This is a genomic window from Lactobacillus jensenii DSM 20557 (assembly GCF_001436455.1).
Taxonomy (GTDB): Bacteria; Bacillota; Bacilli; order Lactobacillales; family Lactobacillaceae; genus Lactobacillus; species Lactobacillus jensenii.
On sequence record NZ_AYYU01000021.1, the window covers coordinates 1 to 25,413 of the forward strand.

A 25,413-nucleotide genomic window follows, 5' to 3' on the forward strand; every position below is an offset into this window, starting at 1 on the left:
TATTTACACAAAAAATTTGACAGTTTCCAATAACATCTTTAGAACAAGCAATTAATGCCATAAATTCATCTTTATTTATCGTTCTTTTTTAATCTTTAACCCGGATTATCCACTTTAAAAAGTATATAATTTTAATTAGATTTTGCAATAAAAATCTGATTAATTCAAAAACTTAATATACAAAAAAGGCTTTAAGTATGTAACAACATACTTAAAGCTTTTTTAGAAGTCTCCTGCAGTTGAGAAGATATAATCTTTATTATGAAATTTCATAGATAGAATCAAACCAATACCAATCATGTTACCTATTAGGGCTGATCCACCTTGGGAAACGAATGGTAATGGAATACCTGTTAGTGGGAGCAAATCAATGCTCATCCCAACATTTTCAAAAACATGGAATAAAATCATCATAATAATTCCAGTTGAAATATAAGAATAAAAGGCATTTCTTGTGTCAAAACTAATCATGACCATTTGAATTATCAAATACAAATAAATCATTATTAATACGACACCACCAACAAAACCAAAGCTTTCACCTAACACAGAGAAAACCATGTCGCTACTTCTAACAGGAACATAAACACTTGATTTTCCAAATCCTGAACCAAAAATTTGTCCAGATCCAATTGCTTTCATACTTTGCCACAGCTGGTAAGCACCTGATGAAGTATCACCTGATGGATCAAGCCAGGAATTGATTCTTTCAAATTGGTAAGCTTTAAAGAAATGTCCTAAAAAGGCCTGCCCCCAATTAGTTGTAACTAATAATATCGTTGTGGTCCCTAGGACTGCAATTACAATAAATGTAGGTAAAATTATTTTCCAAGTTATCCCTGATACTAATATTACCCCACCAACGATTGCAAAGAAAACCAACATTGTACCAAAGTCATTTTGTAATTTTAACAAAACGGCTATTGGTGCTAGCCAACCAAATATTTTTCCTAATAATATCCAGTCATTTCTCCAAGTATGGCCATAATATTCATTATGATCTTTAACTACTCTTGCTAGCATCAAAATAAAGGCTGGCTTCATAACTTCTGATGGCTGAAAAGTTAGTGACCCTAATTTAAACCAACTTTTCGCACCATTGTTAACAAAGCTGCTTCGGTCATAGAAGATTAAAACCAAGATTAAAAGTACTATTCCCAGTCCATAAGCATAAGGGGCTATTTTAAAAAGCTGATCTGCATCAAATTGCATAATAACAATTACAATTGCAATCGACAAAATATACCAAACTGCCTGTCCAACAACTGCTTTAAAAGGCGTTCCTAACGTAGAATCGTTACTTGCAGCTATCCAAATTGCGTAAAAGCTAATAATTGCCAATAAAGCAATTGCTCCAACAATTCCCCAAGCAACTCGATCGTAAATATCAGTCTTATTCTGTAGTTTTGCCATTAATTAATCACGACCTATTTTATTTTTCATGAAGAGCAAAATATGAAAGTAAATCATTGATACTACTTTCTAAACTCTTTGAAAAAAGAACATTATTGCTCTTATTGGTAGTTGCGCGATAACGACCTTCCACTTTTTCAATGATACCAATAGCTTTTTTATTTGGAATAATAACTTCCCAACTAGGAATTGACTTTCCTTTAAGTTCATTTACTTCAATTGAAATATTTTCAAGCTTTTTAGACATAATTACTCCTATTTAGAATGAAACTTTTTGGCAATAATTGGATCCTCATAATTTTCTGGATGAGGATTTCGCCTTAAAGTAAAGTGGTCCGGAACTGGATCAACTCCACCACGAACAAAGGGATTGCATCGAATTATTCTCGCAATCCCCATTATTAAACCCTTTAACGGCCCATGTTTTCGCAAACTATCAATCATATAACTTGAACAAGATGGATAGTACCGACAAGTTGGCGGAAAGATTGGCGAAATAAATTTCTGATAAACACGAACCAAAAAGATTAATAATTTTGACAATATTCTCACCTAACGGCCTTGGTGCTTTTCAATATTCTTAAGCAATGCACCAGTACCTAAAGCAACTGCTTCAAGTGGAGAATCGGCTATTAATACAGGAACTTGTAAATAATATGAAATTAATTTATCTAAGTTTGCAAGTAAAGCTCCTCCACCAGTAAGCATGATACCACGGTCAATAATATCAGCTGAAAGTTCAGGAGGAGTTTGTTCTAATACTTCCTTAGTTGCGCGTACAATTGACATTAAACCATCATGTAATGATTCTTGAACTTCAATTGCTGAAATAGTTGTTTGCTTAGGAAGTCCTGCAACCATATCTCTACCACGAACAGTAATCTTCTTTTCAGGATCAGGTTCAAATGCACTACCAATTTCGATTTTAATTTGTTCTGCAGTTCTAGAACCAATTAATAAGTTACGATTATTCTTTATGTAACTTACAATTGCTTGGTTCATCTTGTCACCAGCCCATCGTAAAGACTTGGCAGTTACAATCTCACCCATTGATAAAACGGCAATATCTGTTGTTCCACCACCGATATCAATTACCATATTTCCTTGTGGCTTAAAGATATCAAGACCAGCTCCTACTGCTGCAACTTTAGGTTCGAAATCCAAGTAAACACGGCCACCACCTGATTTTTCAGCAGCTTGAATAATGGCCTTTTGTTCGATTGATGTAACGCCAGTTGGAGCACAAATTAAAATGTTAGGCTTAGCCATAAAGCCTTTAACATTAAGCTTTTCAATGAAGTAACTAAGCATTGCTTCAGTAATATCAAAATCAGCAATTACCCCATTTTTTAATGGGCGGATGACTCTAATATTTCCTGGAGTTCTACCAACCATTTCATATGCTTCCGTACCTACCGCTACAACTTCATTATTTTCTGTGTTAACTGCTACTACAGAAGGTTCATTTAAGACGATACCTTTTCCTGATACGTTAATTAATACATTAGCTGTACCTAAATCAATTCCGATGTCTTTTGCCAATAGTATATCCTCCAATTTTATATCACGAAAAATTATACCATACTTGGGCTCATCTTGCCTGCTTGATTATGATTGCTTTATTAATTATTAAAAAGATTTGTTAGTGTTAAAGAATAATCCATGAACGCGATAAAAAATTGCCCTACTAAATAACCTAAGCCAAGTGCTAAAAAGATATATAAAATTTGTTCTTCAAATATTTTCTTTATTTTGAATAATTTACTCAAATCTAGACATTTAATTGCCTGAAAAGCCAAAGCTGTCGTTACAAAATATATAAATAAACTTAAAAGTGCATGTAAACCTAATTGTTGCATAAATTTCTCCTTGATAAAGAAAAAAGCAAGCGCTAGGCGTTTGCTTTTTCAGTTATTTTTGTTGTGTACTTTGATGAACATTAATTCTGTTAACAGCACGCTTTAAAGCTACTGATGCTCTTTCATATGAGCTTTCATTATGACTAGCTTTAGCTTCCTTTAAATGTTGCTCTGCACGCTTTTTAGCAGCTTCTGCACGTGACAAGTCAATATTTCTTGCACGTTCAGCACTATCGGCGATAATCGTTGCGACATTATTTGAGAAATCTATATAGCCACCGTTTACAGCAATATGATCAACACGATTATTTAATTGCTTTCCTCTTTTGACTCTCACATCACCGATAACAAGCGGAGTTAGGAATGGAGTGTGATTATACATCACTGCTCGTTCTCCATCTACAGCTCTCATAACGACAATGCTTGATTTATGAGAATAAATCAAACCATCTGGAGTCACAACATTTACTGTCATTAATTTTTCAGATTCTGCCATAAAGCATCACCCTACTTTTCTGCTATTAAGGCCTTAGCTTCTGGGTCAGATGGAGTTACACCCATCTTTTCTGCCTTTTTGATTACATCTTCAATTGGTCCAACACCTCTAAATGCATCTTCAGGCAAGTCATCTAAATGACCATCCAAAATCAACTTAAAGCCTTTAATAGTTGCTTTAACAGGAACGTATGAACCTGGTACACCAGTAAATGTTTCAGCAACAAAGAAGTTTTGTGAAAGGAAGAATTGAATCTTACGAGCACGCGCAACAATCATCTTTTCTTCATCAGACAATTCATCCATACCAAGAACGGAAATAATATCTTGTAATTCATGGTAACGTTGCAAAACATGTTGTACACGGGTAGCAACTTCGTAGTGTTCTTCACCAACAACTTCAGGATCCAAAGCACTTGATGTTGATTCAAGCGGATCAACAGCTGGATAGATACCTTGTTCAACCAAGCTACGTTCAAGGTTAGTAGTTGCATCAAGGTGGGCAAAAGTAGTTGCTGGAGCGGGGTCAGTATAGTCATCGGCTGGAACATAAACAGCTTGAATAGAAGTTACAGAACCCTTCTTAGTAGAAGTAATTCTTTCTTGCAATTGTCCCATTTCAGTTGCCAAAGTTGGTTGGTAACCAACAGCACTTGGCATACGACCAAGCAAAGCAGAAACTTCTGAACCAGCTTGAGTAAATCTAAAGATATTGTCGATGAATAAAAGAACATCTTGACCTTCAACATCTCTGAAGTATTCAGCAATTGTTAACCCAGTTAATGCAACACGCATTCTGGCACCAGGTGGCTCATTCATTTGACCAAAGACCATGGCAGTTTTGTCTAAAACGCCAGATGCCTTCATTTCAAAGTATAAGTCGTTCCCTTCACGAGTTCTTTCACCAACACCAGTAAATACTGAAATACCACCATGTTCTTGGGCAATATTATGAATTAATTCTTGGATAATAGTAGTCTTACCAACACCGGCACCACCAAATAATCCAACTTTACCACCACGAACATATGGTTCAAGGAGGTCAATAACCTTAATACCAGTTTCAAGAATTTCACGGCTGGTAGTCAATTCAGAATACTTAGGAGCTTCCTTGTGGATACTATCGCGACGGTGATCAGCAGGGAACTTAGGACCGTTATCAATTGGGTCACCTAAGACGTTAAATACACGTCCTAAAGTGTCATCACCAACAGGTACAGAAATTGGTGCACCTGTATCAACAACCTTCATTCCACGTCTTAAACCGTCGGTAGATTCCATAGAAATGGTTCTTAAAACACCATCTCCAAGCTCAAGTGTTACTTCAAGTGTAATTGTTTCATCATCTGATTTAATAACATGCAAAGCATTGTTAATATCAGGTAAATTTTTGTCAATTGGGAATTGTACATCAACAACTGGCCCAACGACTTGAACGATTTCACCTTCACTCACAATATCTACCTCCTTTTCTTATTATTCTAAGGCATTAGCACCACCGATAATTTCACTTAATTCAGTGGTGATTTGTGCCTGTCTTGCACGGTTCATTTGCGTAGTTAACCTAGAAACTAAATCACTTGCATTATCTGAGGCACTTTGCATAGCTGTCATAGAACTTGCATGTTCAGCAGTTTTGGCATCTAAGATAGCACCATAAATTGTTGAACGCGCAAATTGTGGTAGCAATGACTTCAAAGCAGTATCAATATCTGGATCGATATCATACTCAAGTTTTTCATGTGCTTCAGCTTCTTCACTACCAATATCTAAATCAGAAATTGGCAACATTTTTTCAACACGGAAAGCTGATGATAAAGAATTAACATGGTGCGTATAACAAACATATAATTCATCATATACGCCATTTAAATACATTTTTATAGCAGTTGAAACAATTGGTAATACTTCATTAAATGATGGGACATCACTTATCCCTGAATTTTCATAAACAACATTCATATTGTTTTTCTTGAAAAATTGGGCGCCAACTCTACCAACAGCTAAAACTTTAACATCTTTATTTTCAGCCTTAGAATCTTCAAACAAACCCATCATGTTCTTAATTACAGTTGAGTTATAAGAACCAACTAATCCACGATCTCCAGTTATTACTAGATATCCTGTAGATTTAACTTCGGATCTTGCTTGAATCAAATCAGAAACAATGCCTAAACCAAATACATTTGTATAATCAAGTTTAGCAACGTTTTTTGAATTAACAGGTACATTTTCACTCTTTAAATGATCGACAATTTGAGCACTCATTAAGTGTGAAACTGTCTTTTTCAAAGTGTCATTATAAAGTGTGTATCCTTTATCCTTCTTTTCTGTTTGATTAAGCTTTGCTGCAGAAACCATCCGCATTGCTTGGGTGATTTTACCAGTTTGTTTAACTGACGCAATTTTTTTCTTTAATTCAAGTAAAGAAGCAGGCATAAATTACCTCCTAGTTCTTACTTGTTGGTGTGAAGCCTTCGTTGAAGCTCTTAATAGCTTCATTCATTTCGTCTTCATCTGGCAAATCTCCAGTTTCACGAATTGTCTTAAGCAAGTCTGAATGACTTGATTCAAAGTTAGAATCAAGTTCACGTTCATATCTTGCAACATCTTCAACTGGAATAGAGTCAAGGAAGCCGTGAGTTAAAGCATAAAGAATCAAAACTTGTTTTTCAACAGGAAGTGGTTCATGTAATGGTTGCTTCAAGACTTCAACAATTCTACGTCCACGATTAAGTTTTGCTTGAGTAGCTTGGTCTAAGTCACTACCAAATTGAGCAAAACTTTCAAGTTCTCTAAATGAGGCAAGGTCAACACGTAAAGTACCTGCAACCTTCTTCATCGCTTTAATCTGTGCACTACCACCAACACGAGAAACTGACGCACCAGCATCAATGGCTGGACGAGTACCAGCAAAGAATAAATCACTTTGAAGGAAAATCTGTCCGTCAGTAATAGAAATTACGTTAGTTGGAATATATGCAGAAATATCTCCAGCTTCAGTTTGAATAAATGGTAAAGCAGTTAGAGACCCTCCACCAAGCTTATCGCTAAGTTTGGCACTACGTTCAAGTAATCTTGAGTGAATGTAGAAAACATCACCAGGGTATGCTTCACGACCAGGCGGTCTACGGATTAACAATGAAAGTTCACGGTAAGCAACGGCTTGTTTTGATAGGTCATCAAAGACAATCAAAACATCCTTACCATTGTACATAAACTCTTCACCCATTGCTGTACCAGCATAAGGAGCGATGTAAAGTAGTGGTGCAGGGGCACTAGGTCCTGCTTCAACCACTATTGTGTAATCCATAGCGCCGTAGCGCTTTAATGTTTCAACTTGACTTCTAACTGTTGATTCTTTTTGACCAATCGCAACATAGATACAAATGACATCTTGTCCCTTTTGATTCAAAATAGTATCAATTGCCAAGCTAGTCTTACCAGTTTTACGGTCACCGATAATTAACTCACGCTGACCTCTACCAATTGGAACCAAGGCATCGATAGCCTTAATACCAGTTTGAAGTGGCTGGTTAACTGATTGACGATCCATAACGCCAGGAGCCTTTGATTCAATTGGACGGGTCTTATCGGTTTTAATTTCACCTAAACCATCAACAGGTTGACCTAAAGGATTAACAACTCGACCAATTAAAGCTTCCCCAACAGGGACTTCCATAATTCGTCCAGTTCTCTTAACACGGTCACCTTCCCTAATGTTGTCATATTTACCTAAAATGATAATACCAACATCATTAGTTTCTAGGTTTTGGGCAATACCGTAAGAGCCGTTTTCGAATTCAAGTAACTCATTAGCCAAAACATTGTTTAAACCATGTGCTCTGGCAATACCGTCACCGACGTAGGTAATAACACCTACTTCGTCGATATCGAGTTTGTCATCGAAGTGTTCAAGTTGTTTCTTGATCAATGAGCTAATTTCTTCCGCTTTGATGCTCAATGGTTTCACCTCTTTTAAATATTTTCAACTAATTGTGCACGAATTTTCTTTAGCTTGGTTTTTACACTGCCATCAATTATATAATCTTCAACTTCCAAAATAACCCCACCGATAATTGATGGATTAACTTGGTTAGTTAATTTTAATTCTTTGAGATTATACTTTTTGGCATAAGCTTGACCAAGTTTTTGTAATTGATCATCGTCTAATTTAACTGCACTAATAACCTTTCCAAAAGCAATATTATTAAGCTTGTTATAGCGCATATTAAATTGATCAACGATATCAGGTAGCACTGCAAATCGACCATAATCAAGTAATAATTCTAAAAATTGTTGTACTTCTTGAGAAAAATCAGCACTAATATTTTTCAATAATTGCTTCTTTTCTTCAATGCTGTATACAGGTGAAGATAAAACTTCGCTCAAACGAGGATTATCCAAAACTGCTGATTTTAAAACTTGCAACTCACCATAAACATTGTCTAAAGAATTAGTATCTTGACAATAGCCGAATAGGGCAGCACCATAGCGTGCACTGATTTCTTCTCTACTTAATGCCATTATTTATTCAACCCCTTAATAAATTGGTCGACTAAATCTTTTTGATCTGCAGCAGATAAGTTCTTAGCAATAACCTTTTCTGCGATTTGTACTGAGATATCAGCAACTTGTGCTTGTGCTTCATTCAAAGCATCACTCTTAGCTTGAATCGCATCAGCTTTCGCCTTTTCACGGATATTTTTAGCTTCTTCATTAGCTTGATTCAAAATATCCTTACCAGCTGCTTCAGCATTAGTTTTTGCAGTAGAGAGAATTTGCGTAGCTTCTTGTCTAGAACTCTTTAATTGTTCTTCACGTTCACCAGCCAAAATTTCGGCTTTTTTGCGTTCATCTGCAGCCTTATCAATATCTTCAATCACTTGTTGACGACGCTTTTCCATCATATCAGTGACTGGGCCCCATGCAAAATGCTTAACAGCCAATAATAAAATTGCAAATAAAACTAGGTAATATATGGTGTCTCCCAAATAAAGATCAGACTTTTCAGCGGCAAACAAAATGTTAGTCATATACTGCCCTTCTCTCTAATAAATTCCTTCTAACAGATTAACCTAAGAAGAAGATCAAGAAGGCAATAACAACTGCCAAAATAGGAACAGCTTCGATCAAACCAACACCGATAAACATAGTTGAGCGTAATTCAGATGCGCTTTCTGGTTGACGAGCCATACCTTGGATGGTTGTACTGATAACTTTACCGTTACCGTATGATGCAGCAAGAGCTGCTAAACCTGCGGCGATAGCAACAGCTAAAAACTTCATAAAATAACCTCCGAATATAAACTATTCTTGTGTAACCTTCTTACCAATATAAACCATAGAAAGAGTTACAAATACATATGCTTGGATAGAGCCAATGAAGACTGAGAAACCTTGCCAAATAATGGTCAAAGGTGCTGATAAAATAATGGTTCCAATTCCAAAACTGTGAGCGAAATCATTACCAATCAATGTAAGCAATACTTCACCAGCATAAATATTACCGTATAAACGCAATGACAATGTTAAGAAGTTAGTAAATTCTTCCATTACGTTAATTGGCAAGAAGAATGGCAATGGCCGAGCGTAATTTTTTAAATAGCCAAAGGTTCCAAACTTCTGAACGCCAAAGTTATACGATAACAGTAATGTCATCATTGCCATGGTCATGGTAATAGTTGGATCAGCTGTTGGTGACTTTAACAACATCAATCCACTCATATCTTTGACTTCTAGGAATAAACCTAATTGGTTTAACCACCAAATGAAAAGGAATAAGACAAATGCATAAAGGGATAAATGCTTTTGTGCATCTTCATCTTCAACATTGCTTTTCACAATTCCATCAGTGAAATCAATAATGTATTCAAGAACATTTTGCTTTTTACCTGGTCGTAATTCAACTTTACGAGCTAACCAAAAGCACATCCCAAATACAATTAAAGCTACTAAGGTCCCACCTAATATGTTGCTGACATTAAAGGTAAGCCCAAATAACTTGAGGATTTCGGGTTTCTCCATAACTTCGTGACCTCCTTTCCTGTGCTGAATACCTCAAACACGATATTCATAATACCACCAATTCGCTATCTTTGTAAAAAAATGAAAGCGAATTAGCTTAAAAAAAAGTTATACATATTTAATTTATTTGTTTATTTGGTACCAAATAAACGATCTCCAGCATCCCCTAAACCTGGGAAAATATAACCATTATCCATTAATTTTTCATCTTCAGCTGCAGCATAAATATCTACATCTGGATGAGCTTCTTGAATATTCTTCACACCTTCTGGTGCAGCTACTAAAACAGCTAAGCGAATATTTTTGGCACCACGTTTTTTAAGAGCTTCAATTGCCATATTCGCACTACCACCAGTTGCAAGCATTGGATCCACAATGATTACATCACGTTCTTCAATGTCTTGTGGCATTTTGAAGAAATATTCATGTGGCTTCAAAGTTTCTTCATCACGATACATACCAATATGTCCAACTTTAGCAGATGGAATCATTTGCAAAACTCCATCAACCATACCTAAGCCAGCTCTTAAAATTGGTACAATAACTAACTTCTTACCAGCAAGTTCTTTTTGAGTAGTCTTGCCAATAGGAGTTTCAATTTCCACATTTTTCAGTGGTAAATCACGGGTCATTTCGTAAACCATTAATCCACCAATTTCACCAACGATTTGTCTAAATTCGTTAGTACCAGTGTCTTTTTTACGAATGATGGTTAACTTGTGTTGAATCAATGGGTGATTCAAAACTGTAAATTTTCCCATATTAGCCTCCTAAAATAAAATACCAACATCAGTAATATTTTATAAAAAAAAGCTAAAGGTTTAAACCTTTAGCTCTGAATTATTTTTAATTTTTATAATGATGCCCTGCGGCAGCTTTATTTAGCCGATTCATGTAAGCCAGGCTTTTTTCGCCTTCATCAAAGCCTTGAACATAAATCGTTTTAATTTCATCTTCATCATCAAAGAATCTAAGTGCACTAAACAAGTTATGATCTGCATCTTTTAAGTCTTTACCTAAGCTAAATTTATTCTCTGCTGGTAAATCAAGCTTCTCTAAGACACTATCAAGAGCAGCAACGGCAGTATCTGACTTAAACTCAATTTTTCCAAAATCATTTGTATCATCTACAACCCAAACTGGAGCATTTGGTGCATAATGGCGATACTTCATCCCAGGAGCCTTAGGAATCGCCTTATCAGAAACTTTGCCAGTATTAATTAATACTTTTTCTCCTAAAACTTCACTTAACTCTTCAGGTGTAATTTGACCAGGACGCAAAACAATTGGAGTTTCAACTGATAAATCAATAATTGTTGATTCAAGTCCCACTTCAGTAGCACCACCATCAATAATCGCACTAATTTTACCTTTTAAGTCATGATAAACATGCTCTGCAGTTGTTGGAGAAGGCTTAGTCGAAGTGTTAGCTGAAGGGCCGACAATTGGATAACCAAGTTTTGAAATTAATTCATGAGTTAATTCATCATTTGGACATCTAAATGCAGCAGTCTTTAAACCACCAGTAACAGCATCAGGTAAGCTACCTTCTTTAACTAATAAAAGAAGTGTTAAAGGACCTGGCCAAAAGTGTTTAATCAACTTTTCTGCACGTTCAGGAACAAACTTAGCATAGCGCTTCATCATGTTTTCATCACTAACAGTAACAATTAAAGGATTGTCACTAGGACGCCCTTTAGCCTTATAAACGTTCTTAACACTTTCTTCTTTAGTTGCGATTGCACCAAGGCCATAAACAGTTTCAGTTGGAAATGCAACTAATTCACCTTTTTTTAGAAATTCAACTGCTTGATCAATTTGATCTTTCTTCAAAATTTGTGTTTCCATTATTTTTGCCACTTTCCATATACCATTCTTGGCTTACCGGCTAAATCATCCTTAAATTCAATATCAAAATCCGGTAATTCTGTTGCAAACAGCTTAGCCAATTCATCTTTTTCACTAAAGCCAAATTCTAAGAAAAACTCGCCCTGACTAGTTAAATGTTTACGGATTTGCTTAGCAAATCTGCGATAAAACTCTAAGCCATCTTCTCCACCAAAAAGAGCTTCTTCAGGTTCATTTTGTAAAACATTGCTATCCATTAGATTCTTTTCTTCAGGTTTAATGTATGGCGGATTTGAAATAATCAAATCAAATTTTTCTAACCCAATTAAGACATTCGCCTTACGAACTGTTACATCAAGGGCAAATTTTAAGAAATTCTCTTCACAGATTCTTAAAGCAGAATCAGAAATATCACTAGCATATAAAGTTAAATCTTTAATATCTTTTTTGGCAGCTTCTTTAGCTAAAGCGACCATAATTGCACCTGAACCAGTGCCAAGATCTAAAATCTTCATCCCATCATGCAAATGTTTCAAGGCCCATTCAACTAACTCTTCAGTTTCAAAGCGTGGAATAAGCACTCCTCTTTGCACCATAATCTTATAACCTAAAAACCAGGCATAACCAAGAATATATTGCGGTGAAACATTTCTGGCTAGTTTTTTGAAGTCTTTTTGAAGTTGCTTTTCTAACTCGCTACTTACTTCAGTATCTTGCTTTAATTTAAATTCACTTGGAGTTAAATTAGCTCTTTCACTGACAAGATAAGTAAGATCATCAACACTTGCTTCAGGGGCTTTTTCTTGTCCTAGTTGAACTAATTGCTTTAATGTTTTAGGCATTATCTTCTGCCAACTCCTCTAATTGCTTAGTTTGGTAATGAACAATTAATGCTGAAATAATTTCATCAAGTTCACCATTCATAATTCGATCTAATTTGTTTAAAGTCAAACCAATTCTGTGGTCAGTTACTCGGTTTTGAGGATAGTTATAAGTTCTAATTCTTTCTGAACGATCTCCAGTACCAACAGCGTTTTTACGCTTTTCATCATAACTTGCTTGGTTTTGACTTTCATAGTAGTCATAGACACGAGATTTCAAAATTTCCATGGCCTTAGCACGGTTTTGTTGCTGACTTCTTTGATCTTGCATTGCAACTACGATACCTGTTGGAAGGTGGGTCATACGAACGGCACTAGAAGTTTTGTTAATGTGCTGACCACCGGCACCACTAGAACGGTAAACATCAACTCTGATATCTTTTGGATCTAAGTCAATATCTACTTGTTCATATTCTGGCATAACAGCAACTGTAGCTGTAGAAGTATGCACACGACCTTGAGATTCAGTTACTGGAATTCTTTGAACACGGTGAGCACCATTTTCATATTTTAGTTTTGAATAAACCTTGTCACCAGTAATCATGATGGCAACATGCTTGTAACCACCAACTTCTGTTGTTTCTTCATCAATAACTGAAATCTTCCAGCCTTGAGTTTCAGCGTATTTTTCATACATTCTGAGCAAATCACCGGCAAATAATGAAGCTTCATCCCCACCAGCAGCCCCACGAATTTCCATAATAATATCTTTATCATCGTTAGGGTCTTTTGGAAGCATTAAAATCTTGATTTCTTCTTCAAGGTCAGCAACTTCTTTTTCTAAGTCGCTATTTTCTTCCTTTGCCATTTCAACTAAATCTGCATCAGATTCACTTTCAATAATTTCTTTATTATCAGAAATTGTCTTTTGATCTTCTTGATACTTGCGATACTTTTGGACAACTTCACGCATATCTGCTTCTTCTTTTGAAATTTCCATATAGCGCTTAGTATCATTAATTACTTCAGGGTCAGCCATCAATTCTTGAATTTCTTCATAACGAGCTACTAACCCTTCTAGTTGAGCCATTACCTTATCCATTTAATTCTTCCCTTCTTTTACAATAAACTTAATCTTCTCTTTTTTGACCAGGATAATTATAGTGAAAACGACAAACTGGGTAATATGATTCATCGCCACCAATTTGCAATTGTGCTCCTTCATATACAGGTTTTCCATCTTGAACACGAATTACCATTGTAGCTTTGCGACCACAGTAATGACAAATAGTTTTCATCTCTTCTATTTTATCAGCATAAAGAAGCAAATACTTGCTTCCTTCAAATAAATTATTTTGGAAATCATTCTTTAATCCAAAAGTCATTACTGGAATATGCAAATCATCTACTATTTTGGCACATTCTAGCACATGATGTTTGTATAAAAATTGTGCTTCATCAATCAAAACACAGGCAATAGCTCCATCACCATTTGCAATATCTTTTTCATTTTGCTTTTTTACATATTCAAAGATATTCATATCATCTTCAATTGGTGTAGCTTTACTATTCAAGCCAACTCTAGAAGCAATAATGCCCTTACCACTTCGGTCATCTTTACCACTAGTCATTAAAGCTATTTTGCGACCTTGCATTTGATAATTGTGAGCAACCTTCAAAATTTCAATTGTCTTGCCACTACTCATAGTTCCATAACAAAAAAATAATTGTGCCATCTTTTTTCCCCTTCGAAAAAGTTCCTCTAATAGTATAGAGGAAAATTTAAATTTGTGCAGTCTAAGCTTTTAACTATCGTTTTACATCCATTCATATGATATAGTAAAAAATAGTTCGAAATAAGAGGGATTAAAGACATGAATCTAAAATCTGGTATTGCAAAACTTTCTGGAAAAACATCACATTGGGTTTTACACAATATTTTTAAAGGTGGGACAAGTTTCCCTGGGAAACTCGCAATGAGAATCGACCCTAATATTTTAGCAAATCTTGCTAAAGATTATGAAACAATTATTGTAACTGGAACTAACGGGAAAACCATGACCACTGCTTTAATTGTTAATGCGCTAAAAGAAAAATATGGTGAAATTTTAACAAACCCATCTGGTTCAAACATGCAACAAGGGATTATTACTGCTTTTTTAAGTCATAAGGCTAAACGTCATGGTCGCAAATTAGCGGTTTTAGAAGTTGACGAAGCAAATGTTAAACGCGTAACCGAACTTCTTCACCCTAAAGCATATGTTTTAACCAATATTTTTCGCGATCAAATGGATCGTTATGGTGAAATTTATACTACATACGATAAAATTATTGACGGTATTAAGCTAGCTCCTGATGCAGTAGTAATTGCTAATGGAGATGCAAGTATTTTCTCTTCAGTTGAACTACCTAATAAGAAAGTCTTTTATGGTTTTGAAACAAAAGCCGATGAAATGACCAATGACTTTAGAGCAAGTGTTAATACTGATGGAGTTTTATGTCCAAGATGTAATCATATTATTCATTACCATGCTATTAGCTATGCTAACTTAGGTGACTTTTTCTGTCCTAACTGTGGATTTAAGCGTCCAAACTTAAGTTATAAGCTGAAAGAAATCACAGAAAGAACACCTAACTCAATTAAATTTAGAATTGAAAACACTGAATTTTCAATTGGCATTGGTGGTACCTATAATATCTACAATGCTTTGGCTGCATTTAGTGTAGCTCGAGAATTTGATGTTAGTGAAGATGAAATTGCCAGTGCTTTTGCTAAGAATAAGCGTATCTTTGGGCGACAAGAATTAATTTCTTATGCTGATAAAGAAATCAACCTAATCTTAGTTAAAAATCCTGTTGGCTTGAATGAAGTACTTAGCTTACTAAATACTGAAAAAAGTGATTATACATTAGCTACGTTATTAAATGCTCATCACGCTGATGGAATAGATACTAGCTGGATTTGGGACGCTGATTATGAAGGCTTAGATAAAACTAAAGTCAAACAAATACTTGTTGGTGGTGAACGTCATCACGATATGGGCTTCAGACTTGAAGTTGCGGGCTTTGATCCAGGAACTATGGAAGTTACCCCAGACGATAATACTTTGCTAACAAGAATTAAAGAAGCCCCAACCAAAAAAGTCTATATCCTAGCCACTTATACAGCAATGCTTGCCTTACGCAGCACATTATATGATCAAAAGATTTTGAAAAATAAGATTAATTAAAAAATAAGTCATCACAAAAATGTGATGGCTTATTTATTTTCTGCTAGAAAACTATCGACAATTCTCTGACGCATTGTCAAAAAGATTTGATTATGACCAGTTGGATGAACACGATTAGTCAGTACTATCATCGCAGTTTGTTTTTGACGATCAATCAAAATAAAAGTTCCGGTAAAGCCAGTATGAAAAATTAGCGGATGTTGATCTTCAGGATCAAACACTAAATCCCAGCCCCATGAACGGGGATGCACTTTTTTAGAATTTGATTTTATACCAAAAATCTCACTCGTTAATTCTTGGCTAAATGGTAAAAGATTATTTCTTCCCAAATAACCAAAAGTTAATTTTATAAGATCATCAATATTTGAAAATAAACCAGCAGAGCCGCAACGTTTGCCTAATACTCGCGCTTTAGGGTCATGCACAACTCCTTGTAGCAATTGTCCATCTACTACAGCTGTGGGTACACAATCAGCCTTATTTGCCTTAAAAGTTGTATATTTTAAACCTGCGGGCTTAACTACTTCATCCATAATGATATCTTGGACACTTTTATGATAAATTTGCTCTAAGACCAATCCCAACAAAATAAAATTAGTGTCTGCATAGCGCATTTTTGTTTCAAATTCATCAGTAACTGGTAATTTTTTTATCGCCTCTAGCAAATCACTAGCTGGCAACTGATCCCGATTTTCAATCCAACCTCTAATACCACTTGTATGAGTTAATAGGTGAAATAAACGTACAGGCTTATCTTTAAATTCGGGTAAAAAATCACCAAGTGGCTCATTGAAGTTTAGCCTACCTTCTTGATAGAGCTTCAAAAAAACATTAGTTGTCCCTAAGACCTTAGTTAAACTTGCTAAATCATATTCAGAATATGGACTCAATTGCTTAGTTTCTGGATAAATTTCACTAAAACCAATTGTCGCCTTAAATACTTGATTATTTTTAATAAAAGCATAATTAACACCAGGAACAATCCGTTCTGATACCATACTTTCGATTAAATATTGTGTTCGAAAAAAATCGCTCATAAACTATCACCTTTATTTAGAATACGTTGTTTTAGATTTTAAAACAACTTGACAGCATTATAAAATATGAGGATAATTAAGACTGTTGAAATTGCCCGTTGGTCAAATGGTTAAGACGTCGCCCTCTCAAGGCGGAGTTGCGAGTTCGATTCTCGTACGGGCGATTAACTGGGATATAGCCAAATTGGTAAGGCAGTGGATTCTGGTTCCATAATGTTTCGGTTCGAGCCCGAATATCCCAATCACTAGTGCTGTTGTGTCAGTCTTGTGAGAAGCTGACATGAGATAAGGGCAGCACTTTGTGCAACAATTGCGCAACAAAAAGGCAGAAGCATCAAAGCTTCTGCTTTTTTGTTTTTATAAAATAAAAGATGGCCAAATAAATGGCCACCTTTTTTAGCTGTTACTTTACATTAATGACATCCATTGCCATCTTTACCGCAGCAATGGTATACCAGACCCACAATTGCCTCAGCAAGCATCCCTCCTGCCATCCAAGCCATTGCATACATCATCCATTTCATCATATGTGCCATATCTGTGAATGAAAGATATGTATAAAAGGCGGTAATACCATAAACTACTACCCAGACTATTTTCCATGCAAGTCGAGCATTTATAATGCTTGCGCTGTGAGTCATTTTATTTTCCATGAGTATACTTCCTCTCTGTACTCTATACCTACATTATATTGTTAGTTTAGCATTAAAGAAAGCGATTTCATGTTTTTTAATTTCTATTTTTTGTCTACTTTTGTAAACAATTGCCAGTAACAAAGCATAATCAAAATAGCAATAAAAGTCACAAAGATAAATGCTACTTCACATCCCTGTGCCATTAGGATTGCTTTACTTCCATGTCTTGTACTTTGTGAAAAAGAAATGATTGTTGCTAAGACACTTGTCCCAATTGAACCAGCAAATTGTTGTCCAGTTTGCATGATTGCAGTAGCATCTGCATGTAGTTTTTTGGGGCTAGATTCAATTCCAACTGTCAAAGTGTTATTAAATGCCATTCTCATTCCACAAGCCATTATGCTGTAAATTAAGCAAATTATCCATGGATTCAGCACCATCCCAAATAATGCAAGTAAAATAATCGCCACAAGTAATAAGCTTCCACCTAAATAAAGTGGCAATTTTGCACCCTTTTCATCATATAAATGGCCAAAATAAGGCGTCATTAAGGAAAAAATCACGCTACCAGGTAATAACATTAATCCCCCAGCTAAAGTTGAAGCTCCATTTACAATTTGAACATAATTAGGCAAGACAAAGCTAACTCCAATATTGATGAATTGAATTAAGAAAAAGGCCAACATTGCATATACAAAGGCCGCATCTTTAAAAATTGCCAGGTTTATCAAAGTCTTTTGACTATTTTTAGATAAATGAATAAATAGTCCCATACTTAAAATAGCAAAAACTAAATATAGAAAAAATTGAAGATCAAATCCACTACTTAAGTGATTAATCATAAGTGTAAAATCAACCATAAACAAGCTAATGACAATGTAACGCACCCAATCGAAACTAGGATGACTAACTTCATGATATTTCCCTACAACTCGTAGTCCAATTAAAATTACAATAATTGCTAAAACGCTTGAAATTGAAAAGATTACTCGCCAGTTGAAATAATATGCAATAATTCCGCCAAAGCTTGGCCCTAAACTTGGTGCCATTGCTAAAACCAAGCCAGCTAAGCCCATATAAAAGCCAATCTTCTCTCGTGGCATTAATTCTGTTACCAAATTAAACATTAAAGGTGTCGCCAAGCCCGCACCACAGCTTGAAATAATCCGCCCTAAAAGCATAATTTCAAAATTACTACTAAATAAACACAATAAAGAACCAATTAAGAAGCTACCACTTGCAAATAAGAAAATAGCTCTCGCTGTAAAACGTTTATTTAAATACGAAGATGAAATCATTAAAATAGCAATTGCTAATAAATAACCAGTTGTCGTCCATTGAATTGTATCAAGACTAACTTTAAAGTCTTTCATCATTTCCGGAAAAGTTACATTTAAACTTGTTTCCGTTAATATCCCTAAAAAAGCTAAGACGGCCACCATCAAAATTGCAGTCATATTTTTTCTCTGTGTGTTCACAAAATACCCCTTTTCCAATAAAAAAGAGTAGAAGCATAGCTCCTACTCAAAGTAATATAATATTACCGACTCAGATTAAAATTATTCTAACAAATTAAAGACGCTTAGTTAAGTCGTCGTGCAAATCTTCATAACCAGGTTTGTTCAAAAGACCAAACATGTTACGCTTGTATGCTTCAACACCTGGTTGGTTGAATGGGTTAATACCGTTTAAGTAACCTGAAATACCTACAGCTAATTCGAAGAAGTAGATAAGGTAACCTAAAGTTAATTCCTTTTGATCTGGAATGTTAACAGTCATAACTGGTACGCCACCGTCAGTATGAGCTAAAACAACACCTTCATAAGCACGGTCATTTACATAATTCATGGTCTTACCAGCTAAGAAGTTAAGTTGGTCAAGGTTTTCACTATCACTAGGAATCTCTACATCAAAACGTGGGTTTTCAACTCTAACAACAGTTTCCATTAAGTTACGACGACCTTCTTGGATGTATTGACCAAGTGAGTGTAAGTCAGTTGAGAAGTTAGCACTTGATGGGTAAATACCCTTTTGGTCCTTACCTTCTGATTCACCCATTAATTGCTTCCACCATTCACCAAACATTCTCAAAGTTGGTTCATAGTTTTCAAGTAATTCAGTAGTGTAACCTTTTCTGTATAAAATGTTACGAAGTGCAGCGTATTGGTATGGTGAATCCTTAGTTACATCTGTATCAGTGTAATCTTCACGAGCTTTAGCAGCACCTTCCATTAACTTGTCGATGTCGCCACCAGCAACAGCAATTGGTAATAAACCAACAGCACTTAAAACGCTGAAACGACCACCTAAGTCATCTGGTACAACAAATTCTTCGTAACCTTCAGCATCTGCTTCAGTCTTAAGAGCACCCTTAGCACGGTCAGTAGTTGCGTAGATACGCTTATTAGCTTCTTCTTTACCGTACTTTTCAATTAACTTAGCCTTCAAAATTCTGAATGCGATTGATGGTTCAGTAGTAGTACCAGACTTAGAAATAACATTAATACTAAAGTCCTTGTCACCTAACCAATTAATTAAATCAGCAAGGTATGAACCTGAAATTGAATTACCACAGAATACTACAGTTGGATAACCATTGTCTTCTTTACCATAAAATGCGCTATTCAAGAATTCAATAGCAGCTTGGGCACCAAGGTATGAACCACCGATACCAATTCCGATTAAAACTTCAGAATCTGATTGAATCTTCTTAGCAGCCTTTTTAATACGGGCAAATTCGTCCTTGTCATAATTAACTGGTAGGTCTAACCAACCTCTAAAGTCGCTACCAGCACCTGTACCTTGACGAAGTTCTGAATCTGCGGCATTAACCATAGCTTGCATTTCTTTTAATTCATTGTCGTGAACAAAAGGAGCTAATTTACTTGAATCAAAATGAACTAAACTCATATCTCGTAACTTCCTTTTTATAAAATTTTACTAACACTTCTATTTTAACAATCTTAGTTTGTGAAAACTACTACAAGTTTTTTGAATACGTAACTTTTTTTATAAAAATATATACTAAATATCCAAAAATAGCTCCAATAGTATTAAAAAAGACATCATCAATATCACTTACTCCAGTATTTAGGCCAAATTGCATAGTCTCGATAAAAAGTGATAACACCATCCCTGCAAAGACTGTCTGCAAGATGCATTTTTTCTTTTTGATTAAATTTGGAAATAAGAAACCAAAAGGTATAAAACACAAAATATTTCCGAAAGCATTGTAGACGAAGTCAAATAATGTTGTCCCTTTAGTTAATTTCCAAGTTTCCTTAAAAAAGATCAAATTAATATCGCTTAAAGGCCGATTCCAATCAAAGGTTAGTTGCCAAGGGAAATAACTTTCACGAAATGTAGTCACTGCTAGTAAAAACATCACATAAAATGTAAATACCCAAACTAAACTTTCTGATAAGTGACTTCGCCTTCTTCTAATCAACAAAAGCCAAAGCAAACGTAAAAAAGCAAAAAGCAAAAAATAAAAGATTGTTTTATCTAAACTAATTATGACAAGTTTTACCAGGGCAAAATGATTAATATTGGTAGCTAAATGTTTCGCCAAAAAGCTGTATAAGGGTCCTAAAAAAATCATCATTCATTAGTCCTTTCTTCTCTATCACTACCATTATACATATAAACTTTCTGTCTAATTCTTAAGAAAGTTACAAAAGATTGTCGAATTAAGCTGAAACATTTAAAATATTAGCTATTAAGGAGTATCTATCGTGAGGAAAATTCAACATTTTAATTTCACCTGGATTCAAAAAAGAACTGGCTTTTTAGCTCTTCTAACAATCCTATATACAATTAAATATATCTTTGCTGGATATGTTGACTTTAACTTGGGTTTAAGTGACCCCTACCAGCACTTTATAATGTGGACCAGTCCGATTGCTACTAGCATATTATTACTAAGCTTGGCCTTATACATTAAAAAGCCAATTGCTTCTTATGTAACGATGCTAGTAATTGATTTTGTTAATACTGCTCTACTTTTTGCTAATGTTATTTACTATCGTCAATTTACGGACTTTTTAACCGTTAAGACTATTGCCAACACTAGTAAAGTATCTCAAGGTCTTGGTAAAAGTGCCGTTTCTTTACTTCATTTTGATGATATTTTTATTTGGTTAGACTTGATAGTAATTATCTTGTTATTAATCTTCAAAATCATCAAAATCGATCAAAAAAAATACAGTTTCTCTAGTTCCTTTGCTGTTACTAGTTTCTCCTGTTTTTTATTGGGGCTCAACTTTTTCTTGTCAGAAACTAGCCGGCCTCGACTTTTAAGAAATACATTTGATCGCGTTTATGTTGTTAAATATCTAGGCATTACTAGCTATACAGCTTATGACAGTATTAAGTCTTTACAATCTGGCACTAACTCTAAAGTAGCCAATGCAGAAGAATTAAATAAAATATTAGCATTCACTAAAAAGAATTATGCCAGTCCTAATATTCAATATTTTGGCAAAGCTAAAGGGAAAAATGTTATCATCATCCACCTTGAAAGCTTCCAACAATTTCTAATTAATCTAAAAATCAATGGTAAAGAAGTTACCCCGTTTTTAAATTCACTTTATAAAGATAAGAACACTCTTTCATATGAAAACTTCTATAATCAAGTTGGCCTAGGTCGAACAAGTGATGCTGAAAACATGCTTGAAACTGGAACTTATGGTATTTCTGATGGTTCATTATTTACTAGCTTAGGTTCTAATAATACCTTCCAAGCAGCTCCACAGATTTTACGACAAAGTGGCTACACATCTGCTGTCTTCCACGGAAACATTGCAACTTTCTGGAATAGAAATGATGTTTACAAAAATCTGGGTTATAATTACTTCTTCTACAAAAATTACTATTCAAATAATAAAGATGATTCAAGTGGTTACGGAATTAAAGATAAACTTTTATTTGCAGAAAGTATCAAGTATTTAGAACAAATGCAACAACCTTTCTATACTAAGTTTATTACCGTCACCAACCATATTCCTTTTGATTTAGATGATGAAGATAAAGATCCTGATTTTAAAACAACAAATACCAGCGATGCAACTGTTAATGGCTATTTCTTAACTGCACATTATCTTGACTCTGCTTTAAAAGAATTTTTCGATTATCTAAAAAAATCAGGTCTCTACAAAAACTCTATGATTATCATCTACGGGGATCACTATGGATTATCTAGTTCCGACTACAATGCTATTTCTAGTATTTTAGGGAAAACTAGTGACTGGTCTAGTTATGATACAGCTCAATTCCAAAAAGTTCCATTTATGATTCACATGGATGGCTTGAAGGGCAGTGTAAAGCAAGAATATGCAGGCGAAATAGATGTTTTACCGACAATTCTTCACTTACTTGGAGTAAATAACAAAAATTATATTCAATTTGGTACTGATATGTTAAGTAAGTATCACAAACAAATTGTCGTCTTCCGTAATGGTACAATTGTAACGCCTAAATATACTATTATTAACGGTAAAGCAAGCAACGGAAATGTCTATAATACAAAAACGGGTGAGCTGATTAAATCCTTTACTATCAAACAAAAGAAGGAATTACAAAAATTAGTAAAATATGAAAGAGAAAGTTTACATTATTCTGATACGCTGAATAACCGAAACTTACTACGTTTTTACACACCAAAAGGCTTTATCCCTGCTACTCCAACCCAATTTAACTACATAACTGAATTTCAGCAAATGATTAATTTGCGAGAGAAGCTAGGAAAGGCATCTACTTCACTATATAGTCAACATAAAGGAACAACAACTAATCTCTATCAAACTGATGCACCAGAACTTAAAGACCGCACTAACGAGATAACTACAATTCCAGAAAATATTTCTGGCTCTGCCAGTTCAACTAGTTCTAGTGTAACAAGTCCTAGTAATCAATCCTCTTCAAGTCACAAGTAAACAAAAAGGATAAGTACATTATAAATGTACTTATCCTTTTTTAGTTATAAACTACTTCTTCTCAAAGTATTGACCTTTATTAACTTCAAAATACTTCTTGAAACGGCCAACGTAGTTATGGAACATATACTTCATCAACAACAATCTCATAAATGAACGATCATGCTCATAAAATACAGTAGTGCCATACTTACCCGCTTTTATCAAGCTACTTGCTTCGCGCTTAGCTTCATTGTCAACTGCATATTCAGTAAAAATCTTCTTAGGCACTCCTAACCACAATACATGGTCCTTGCCATCCTTATTAGCATATACAGTTTCACGATTAGTCAAGTCGTCTTCTACATAGTCATCAACATACCACTTAGCTAAATTACAATTATTCATAGTTACATAAAAACTTGAACGACCTTGACGCAAGTTTATTTCAAAAAACTTAAACTTGCCATCACGTTCATCATATTTAATGTCAAAATTAGCCATACCAGTATAATTAATCTTTTCAAGGAAGCTTTGAACTTGATCATACAAATCTTGATTGTATTCTGGCAAAATTGCCATGTAGTTACCAATAGACTGTGGAGTTGGATCTTCAAGTAAAGGATGACCCAAGCACATCATTTTTACCTTATGATGCTTATCAACATAAGCATTAAGGACACGCATATGTGAGTCATCACCTGGAATGAAATCTTGTAAAATCAAGTCAGCCTTGTAACCATGAGTATAAATCTTAGTTACAATATCTTTTAATTCAGCTTCTGATTTCAAAGTAAAAGTCTTCTTACGACCTTCAAATTGACAATCAAGCCAGGAAACAGGATCTTCTGGTTTCAATTCAACAGGATAATTAAATGGCATTGTTAAGTAATTGCCAGCCTTATATTCATCTATTGTAATAATCTTAGTACCTGGATAAGGTAAACCATATTTTTCAGCATATTCATAGAAGCCTTCCTTAGAAATCAACTTCTTCAAAAGGTCATACTCAATATAAGGCACAATGAAAGCTTCTGAAAGTTCAGCTTTATGTTTAGCCAAAAGTTCAGCATATCCGTCACCACAGGCAATTAAAATAACAGGTTCATCATGTCTCTTATATTCTTCAATCTTCTTTTTCATGACATTCATGAATTCAGGATCTTCGCTAAAGCCAGGATATAATTTAACATCAACAATTTTAGAATATTTAGTAGCAGCTAAAGGGCTGCCTGCCCAAGCTTCAACCTTAATACCATAAGCTTCATGAAATGAACGGGCCATTCCGTATACATTAATATCACTACCAAGCAAAATTGGCGTAAATTTTTTTGTCATTATTTAAATACTTCCTTTTGTCAAAATTATCACCAACAGGTAATAATACATTTAATTATTTTAAAACAGTCCAATTCATATGTGAACAGTTGAACATCGTTTTTTAAGAATATTTATGTAATAAAAATCCCCAGTTTGGAGAAATATCCAAAACTGAGGATTTAATTAAAAGTACGAAGAGAATTAATCTTCCTTGCGTTTCTTAGCCAAACCTAATGCTGTTAAACCTAATGCAAGAATTCCTAAACCAAGTTCACTTGCAACAGATTTGTGCGAACCAGTTTGAGGTAATCGATCAGCATTAGTGCCAAGTTTTACTGTATTTTTCTTAACAGTTGGTTTTGCAGGAGCTTCTTTACCATCAAGCTTGTTGAGTGCTGCATTCAACTTAGCTAATGCAGCATCAACATCTTCTTGACTAGCATTTTCGTCAGCCAATACAGTTTGTGCATTAGCTAATGCATCTTCATACGCCTTCTTAGCTGCTTCACTTGCATTGAGGAAGACAACAGATTTATGAACATCATTACTTTGTGAAGCTGCTTTTTGCAAGGCAGACTTATCAGTAAGTTGTCCATTAAGTGCCTTGATAGCTGTTTCAATTGCTTCTCTAGCAACCTTGAAATCATCATCACTTGCATCTCGTTGTTCAAGTAAAGTCTTAGCCTTTGCAACAGCATCCTTTAATGCTGACTGTGATTCTGAATCTGAATTGTAGTAAACATAATCAGGATTTGTTCCATCAATTTTAGCATTTGCTTGTTCGATAGCTTTTTGAAGTGCAACCTTTTCACCATC

The 25,413-nt window shown here is 34.9% G+C and carries 27 protein-coding genes and 2 tRNA genes; 4 read left to right on the forward strand and 25 right to left on the reverse strand.

Annotation, left to right across the window (positions count from 1 at the left end):
* Positions 1-222: 222 nt before the first annotated feature.
* From FC45_RS05900 to FC45_RS05985, 18 genes are all read right to left on the reverse strand, one after another.
* Positions 223-1,413: an FtsW/RodA/SpoVE family cell cycle protein gene (locus FC45_RS05900; protein WP_006588627.1), complete on the reverse strand. Its 1,191-nt coding sequence runs from the start codon at positions 1,411-1,413 to the stop codon at positions 223-225.
* A gap of 19 nt (positions 1,414-1,432) precedes the next feature.
* Positions 1,433-1,660 (reverse strand): DUF2969 domain-containing protein, encoded by a 228-nt coding sequence (locus FC45_RS05905; RefSeq protein WP_006586530.1) that lies wholly within the window; start codon positions 1,658-1,660, stop codon positions 1,433-1,435.
* 8 nt (positions 1,661-1,668) lie between these two features.
* Positions 1,669-1,956 carry a membrane protein insertion efficiency factor YidD gene (yidD, locus tag FC45_RS05910; RefSeq protein WP_006584504.1) on the reverse strand — a complete coding sequence of 96 codons (288 nt, stop codon included), beginning with the start codon at positions 1,954-1,956 and terminating at the stop codon, positions 1,669-1,671.
* Between the two features lie 9 nt (positions 1,957-1,965).
* A complete protein-coding gene (mreB, locus tag FC45_RS05915; protein WP_006584503.1) occupies positions 1,966-2,955 on the reverse strand; it encodes a rod shape-determining protein in 990 nt (329 codons plus the stop codon).
* Positions 2,956-3,035: 80 nt separating this feature from the next.
* Positions 3,036-3,272, reverse strand: coding sequence for a DUF1146 family protein (locus tag FC45_RS05920; RefSeq protein ID WP_006584502.1), 237 nt, complete (start codon positions 3,270-3,272; stop codon positions 3,036-3,038).
* Between the two features lie 52 nt (positions 3,273-3,324).
* A complete protein-coding gene (locus tag FC45_RS05925; protein WP_006584501.1) occupies positions 3,325-3,768 on the reverse strand; it encodes a F0F1 ATP synthase subunit epsilon in 444 nt (147 codons plus the stop codon).
* Positions 3,769-3,779: 11 nt separating this feature from the next.
* Positions 3,780-5,222 (reverse strand): F0F1 ATP synthase subunit beta, encoded by a 1,443-nt coding sequence (gene atpD / locus FC45_RS05930; RefSeq protein WP_006584500.1) that lies wholly within the window; start codon positions 5,220-5,222, stop codon positions 3,780-3,782.
* A 21-nt stretch (positions 5,223-5,243) separates the two neighbouring features.
* Positions 5,244-6,206 (reverse strand): F0F1 ATP synthase subunit gamma, encoded by a 963-nt coding sequence (locus FC45_RS05935; RefSeq protein WP_006584499.1) that lies wholly within the window; start codon positions 6,204-6,206, stop codon positions 5,244-5,246.
* 10 nt (positions 6,207-6,216) lie between these two features.
* Positions 6,217-7,731, reverse strand: coding sequence for a F0F1 ATP synthase subunit alpha (atpA, locus tag FC45_RS05940; RefSeq protein WP_006584498.1), 1,515 nt, complete (start codon positions 7,729-7,731; stop codon positions 6,217-6,219).
* 14 nt (positions 7,732-7,745) lie between these two features.
* Positions 7,746-8,294: a F0F1 ATP synthase subunit delta gene (locus tag FC45_RS05945; RefSeq protein WP_006584497.1), complete on the reverse strand. Its 549-nt coding sequence runs from the start codon at positions 8,292-8,294 to the stop codon at positions 7,746-7,748.
* On the reverse strand, positions 8,294-8,803 hold the full coding sequence (gene atpF / locus FC45_RS05950) for a F0F1 ATP synthase subunit B (protein WP_006584496.1): 510 nt from the start codon (positions 8,801-8,803) through the stop codon (positions 8,294-8,296). The genes FC45_RS05945 and atpF overlap by 1 nt, the downstream gene beginning before the upstream one ends.
* Positions 8,804-8,840: 37 nt before the next feature.
* Positions 8,841-9,056 (reverse strand): F0F1 ATP synthase subunit C, encoded by a 216-nt coding sequence (gene atpE / locus FC45_RS05955; protein ID WP_006584495.1) that lies wholly within the window; start codon positions 9,054-9,056, stop codon positions 8,841-8,843.
* Between the two features lie 21 nt (positions 9,057-9,077).
* A complete protein-coding gene (atpB, locus tag FC45_RS05960; protein WP_006584494.1) occupies positions 9,078-9,794 on the reverse strand; it encodes a F0F1 ATP synthase subunit A in 717 nt (238 codons plus the stop codon).
* 131 nt (positions 9,795-9,925) lie between these two features.
* Complete coding sequence (upp, locus tag FC45_RS05965) at positions 9,926-10,555, reverse strand: uracil phosphoribosyltransferase (protein ID WP_006584493.1); 630 nt, start codon at positions 10,553-10,555, stop codon at positions 9,926-9,928.
* 85 nt (positions 10,556-10,640) lie between these two features.
* Positions 10,641-11,642 (reverse strand): L-threonylcarbamoyladenylate synthase, encoded by a 1,002-nt coding sequence (locus FC45_RS05970; RefSeq protein ID WP_006588373.1) that lies wholly within the window; start codon positions 11,640-11,642, stop codon positions 10,641-10,643.
* Positions 11,642-12,484 (reverse strand): peptide chain release factor N(5)-glutamine methyltransferase, encoded by an 843-nt coding sequence (gene prmC, locus FC45_RS05975; protein WP_006584492.1) that lies wholly within the window; start codon positions 12,482-12,484, stop codon positions 11,642-11,644. Before prmC ends, FC45_RS05970 begins: the two co-directional genes overlap by 1 nt.
* On the reverse strand, positions 12,477-13,565 hold the full coding sequence (gene prfA, locus FC45_RS05980; protein WP_006584491.1) for a peptide chain release factor 1: 1,089 nt from the start codon (positions 13,563-13,565) through the stop codon (positions 12,477-12,479). The genes prmC and prfA overlap by 8 nt, the downstream gene beginning before the upstream one ends.
* 28 nt (positions 13,566-13,593) lie before the next feature.
* Positions 13,594-14,199: a thymidine kinase gene (locus FC45_RS05985; RefSeq protein WP_006588374.1), complete on the reverse strand. Its 606-nt coding sequence runs from the start codon at positions 14,197-14,199 to the stop codon at positions 13,594-13,596.
* Between the two features lie 138 nt (positions 14,200-14,337).
* On the opposite strand from FC45_RS05985, the gene FC45_RS05990 reads away from it, so the two are divergent.
* Positions 14,338-15,693, forward strand: a complete 1,356-nt coding sequence (locus FC45_RS05990) for a Mur ligase family protein (RefSeq protein WP_006584489.1) — start codon at positions 14,338-14,340, stop codon at positions 15,691-15,693.
* Positions 15,694-15,722: 29 nt separating this feature from the next.
* Here FC45_RS05990 and FC45_RS05995 read toward each other — a convergent pair whose 3' ends face one another.
* On the reverse strand, positions 15,723-16,730 hold the full coding sequence (locus tag FC45_RS05995; RefSeq protein WP_006588375.1) for a serine hydrolase domain-containing protein: 1,008 nt from the start codon (positions 16,728-16,730) through the stop codon (positions 15,723-15,725).
* 92 nt (positions 16,731-16,822) lie between these two features.
* On the opposite strand from FC45_RS05995, the gene FC45_RS06000 reads away from it, so the two are divergent.
* Together FC45_RS06000 and FC45_RS06005 are read left to right on the forward strand one after the other, a co-directional pair.
* Positions 16,823-16,894 (forward strand) — tRNA-Glu (locus FC45_RS06000).
* A 5-nt stretch (positions 16,895-16,899) separates the two neighbouring features.
* Positions 16,900-16,972: transfer RNA gene (locus FC45_RS06005), tRNA-Gln, on the forward strand.
* Between the two features lie 171 nt (positions 16,973-17,143).
* Here the strand turns inward: FC45_RS06005 and FC45_RS06010 are convergent.
* From FC45_RS06010 to FC45_RS06025, 4 genes are all read right to left on the reverse strand, one after another.
* Positions 17,144-17,383, reverse strand: a complete 240-nt coding sequence (locus tag FC45_RS06010; RefSeq protein WP_006584488.1) for a hypothetical protein — start codon at positions 17,381-17,383, stop codon at positions 17,144-17,146.
* An 83-nt stretch (positions 17,384-17,466) separates the two neighbouring features.
* Positions 17,467-18,843 carry an MFS transporter gene (locus FC45_RS06015; RefSeq protein ID WP_024272961.1) on the reverse strand — a complete coding sequence of 459 codons (1,377 nt, stop codon included), beginning with the start codon at positions 18,841-18,843 and terminating at the stop codon, positions 17,467-17,469.
* 94 nt (positions 18,844-18,937) lie between these two features.
* Positions 18,938-20,275, reverse strand: a complete 1,338-nt coding sequence (locus FC45_RS06020; protein WP_006584486.1) for a glucose-6-phosphate isomerase — start codon at positions 20,273-20,275, stop codon at positions 18,938-18,940.
* A 70-nt stretch (positions 20,276-20,345) separates the two neighbouring features.
* Entirely contained in the window at positions 20,346-20,966 is a 621-nt protein-coding gene (locus tag FC45_RS06025; protein WP_034538888.1) for a VanZ family protein, read from the reverse strand.
* Positions 20,967-21,099: 133 nt separating this feature from the next.
* On the opposite strand from FC45_RS06025, the gene FC45_RS06030 reads away from it, so the two are divergent.
* Positions 21,100-23,298, forward strand: coding sequence for an LTA synthase family protein (locus tag FC45_RS06030; RefSeq protein ID WP_006584484.1), 2,199 nt, complete (start codon positions 21,100-21,102; stop codon positions 23,296-23,298).
* 51 nt (positions 23,299-23,349) lie between these two features.
* Here the strand turns inward: FC45_RS06030 and FC45_RS06035 are convergent, their stop codons facing one another.
* Both FC45_RS06035 and FC45_RS06040 read right to left on the reverse strand, forming a co-directional pair.
* Entirely contained in the window at positions 23,350-24,615 is a 1,266-nt protein-coding gene (locus FC45_RS06035; RefSeq protein ID WP_006584483.1) for a carboxylate--amine ligase, read from the reverse strand.
* Between the two features lie 183 nt (positions 24,616-24,798).
* On the reverse strand, positions 24,799-25,413 hold a 615-nt coding region (locus FC45_RS06040; protein ID WP_155517709.1), incomplete at its 5' end, for an LPXTG cell wall anchor domain-containing protein.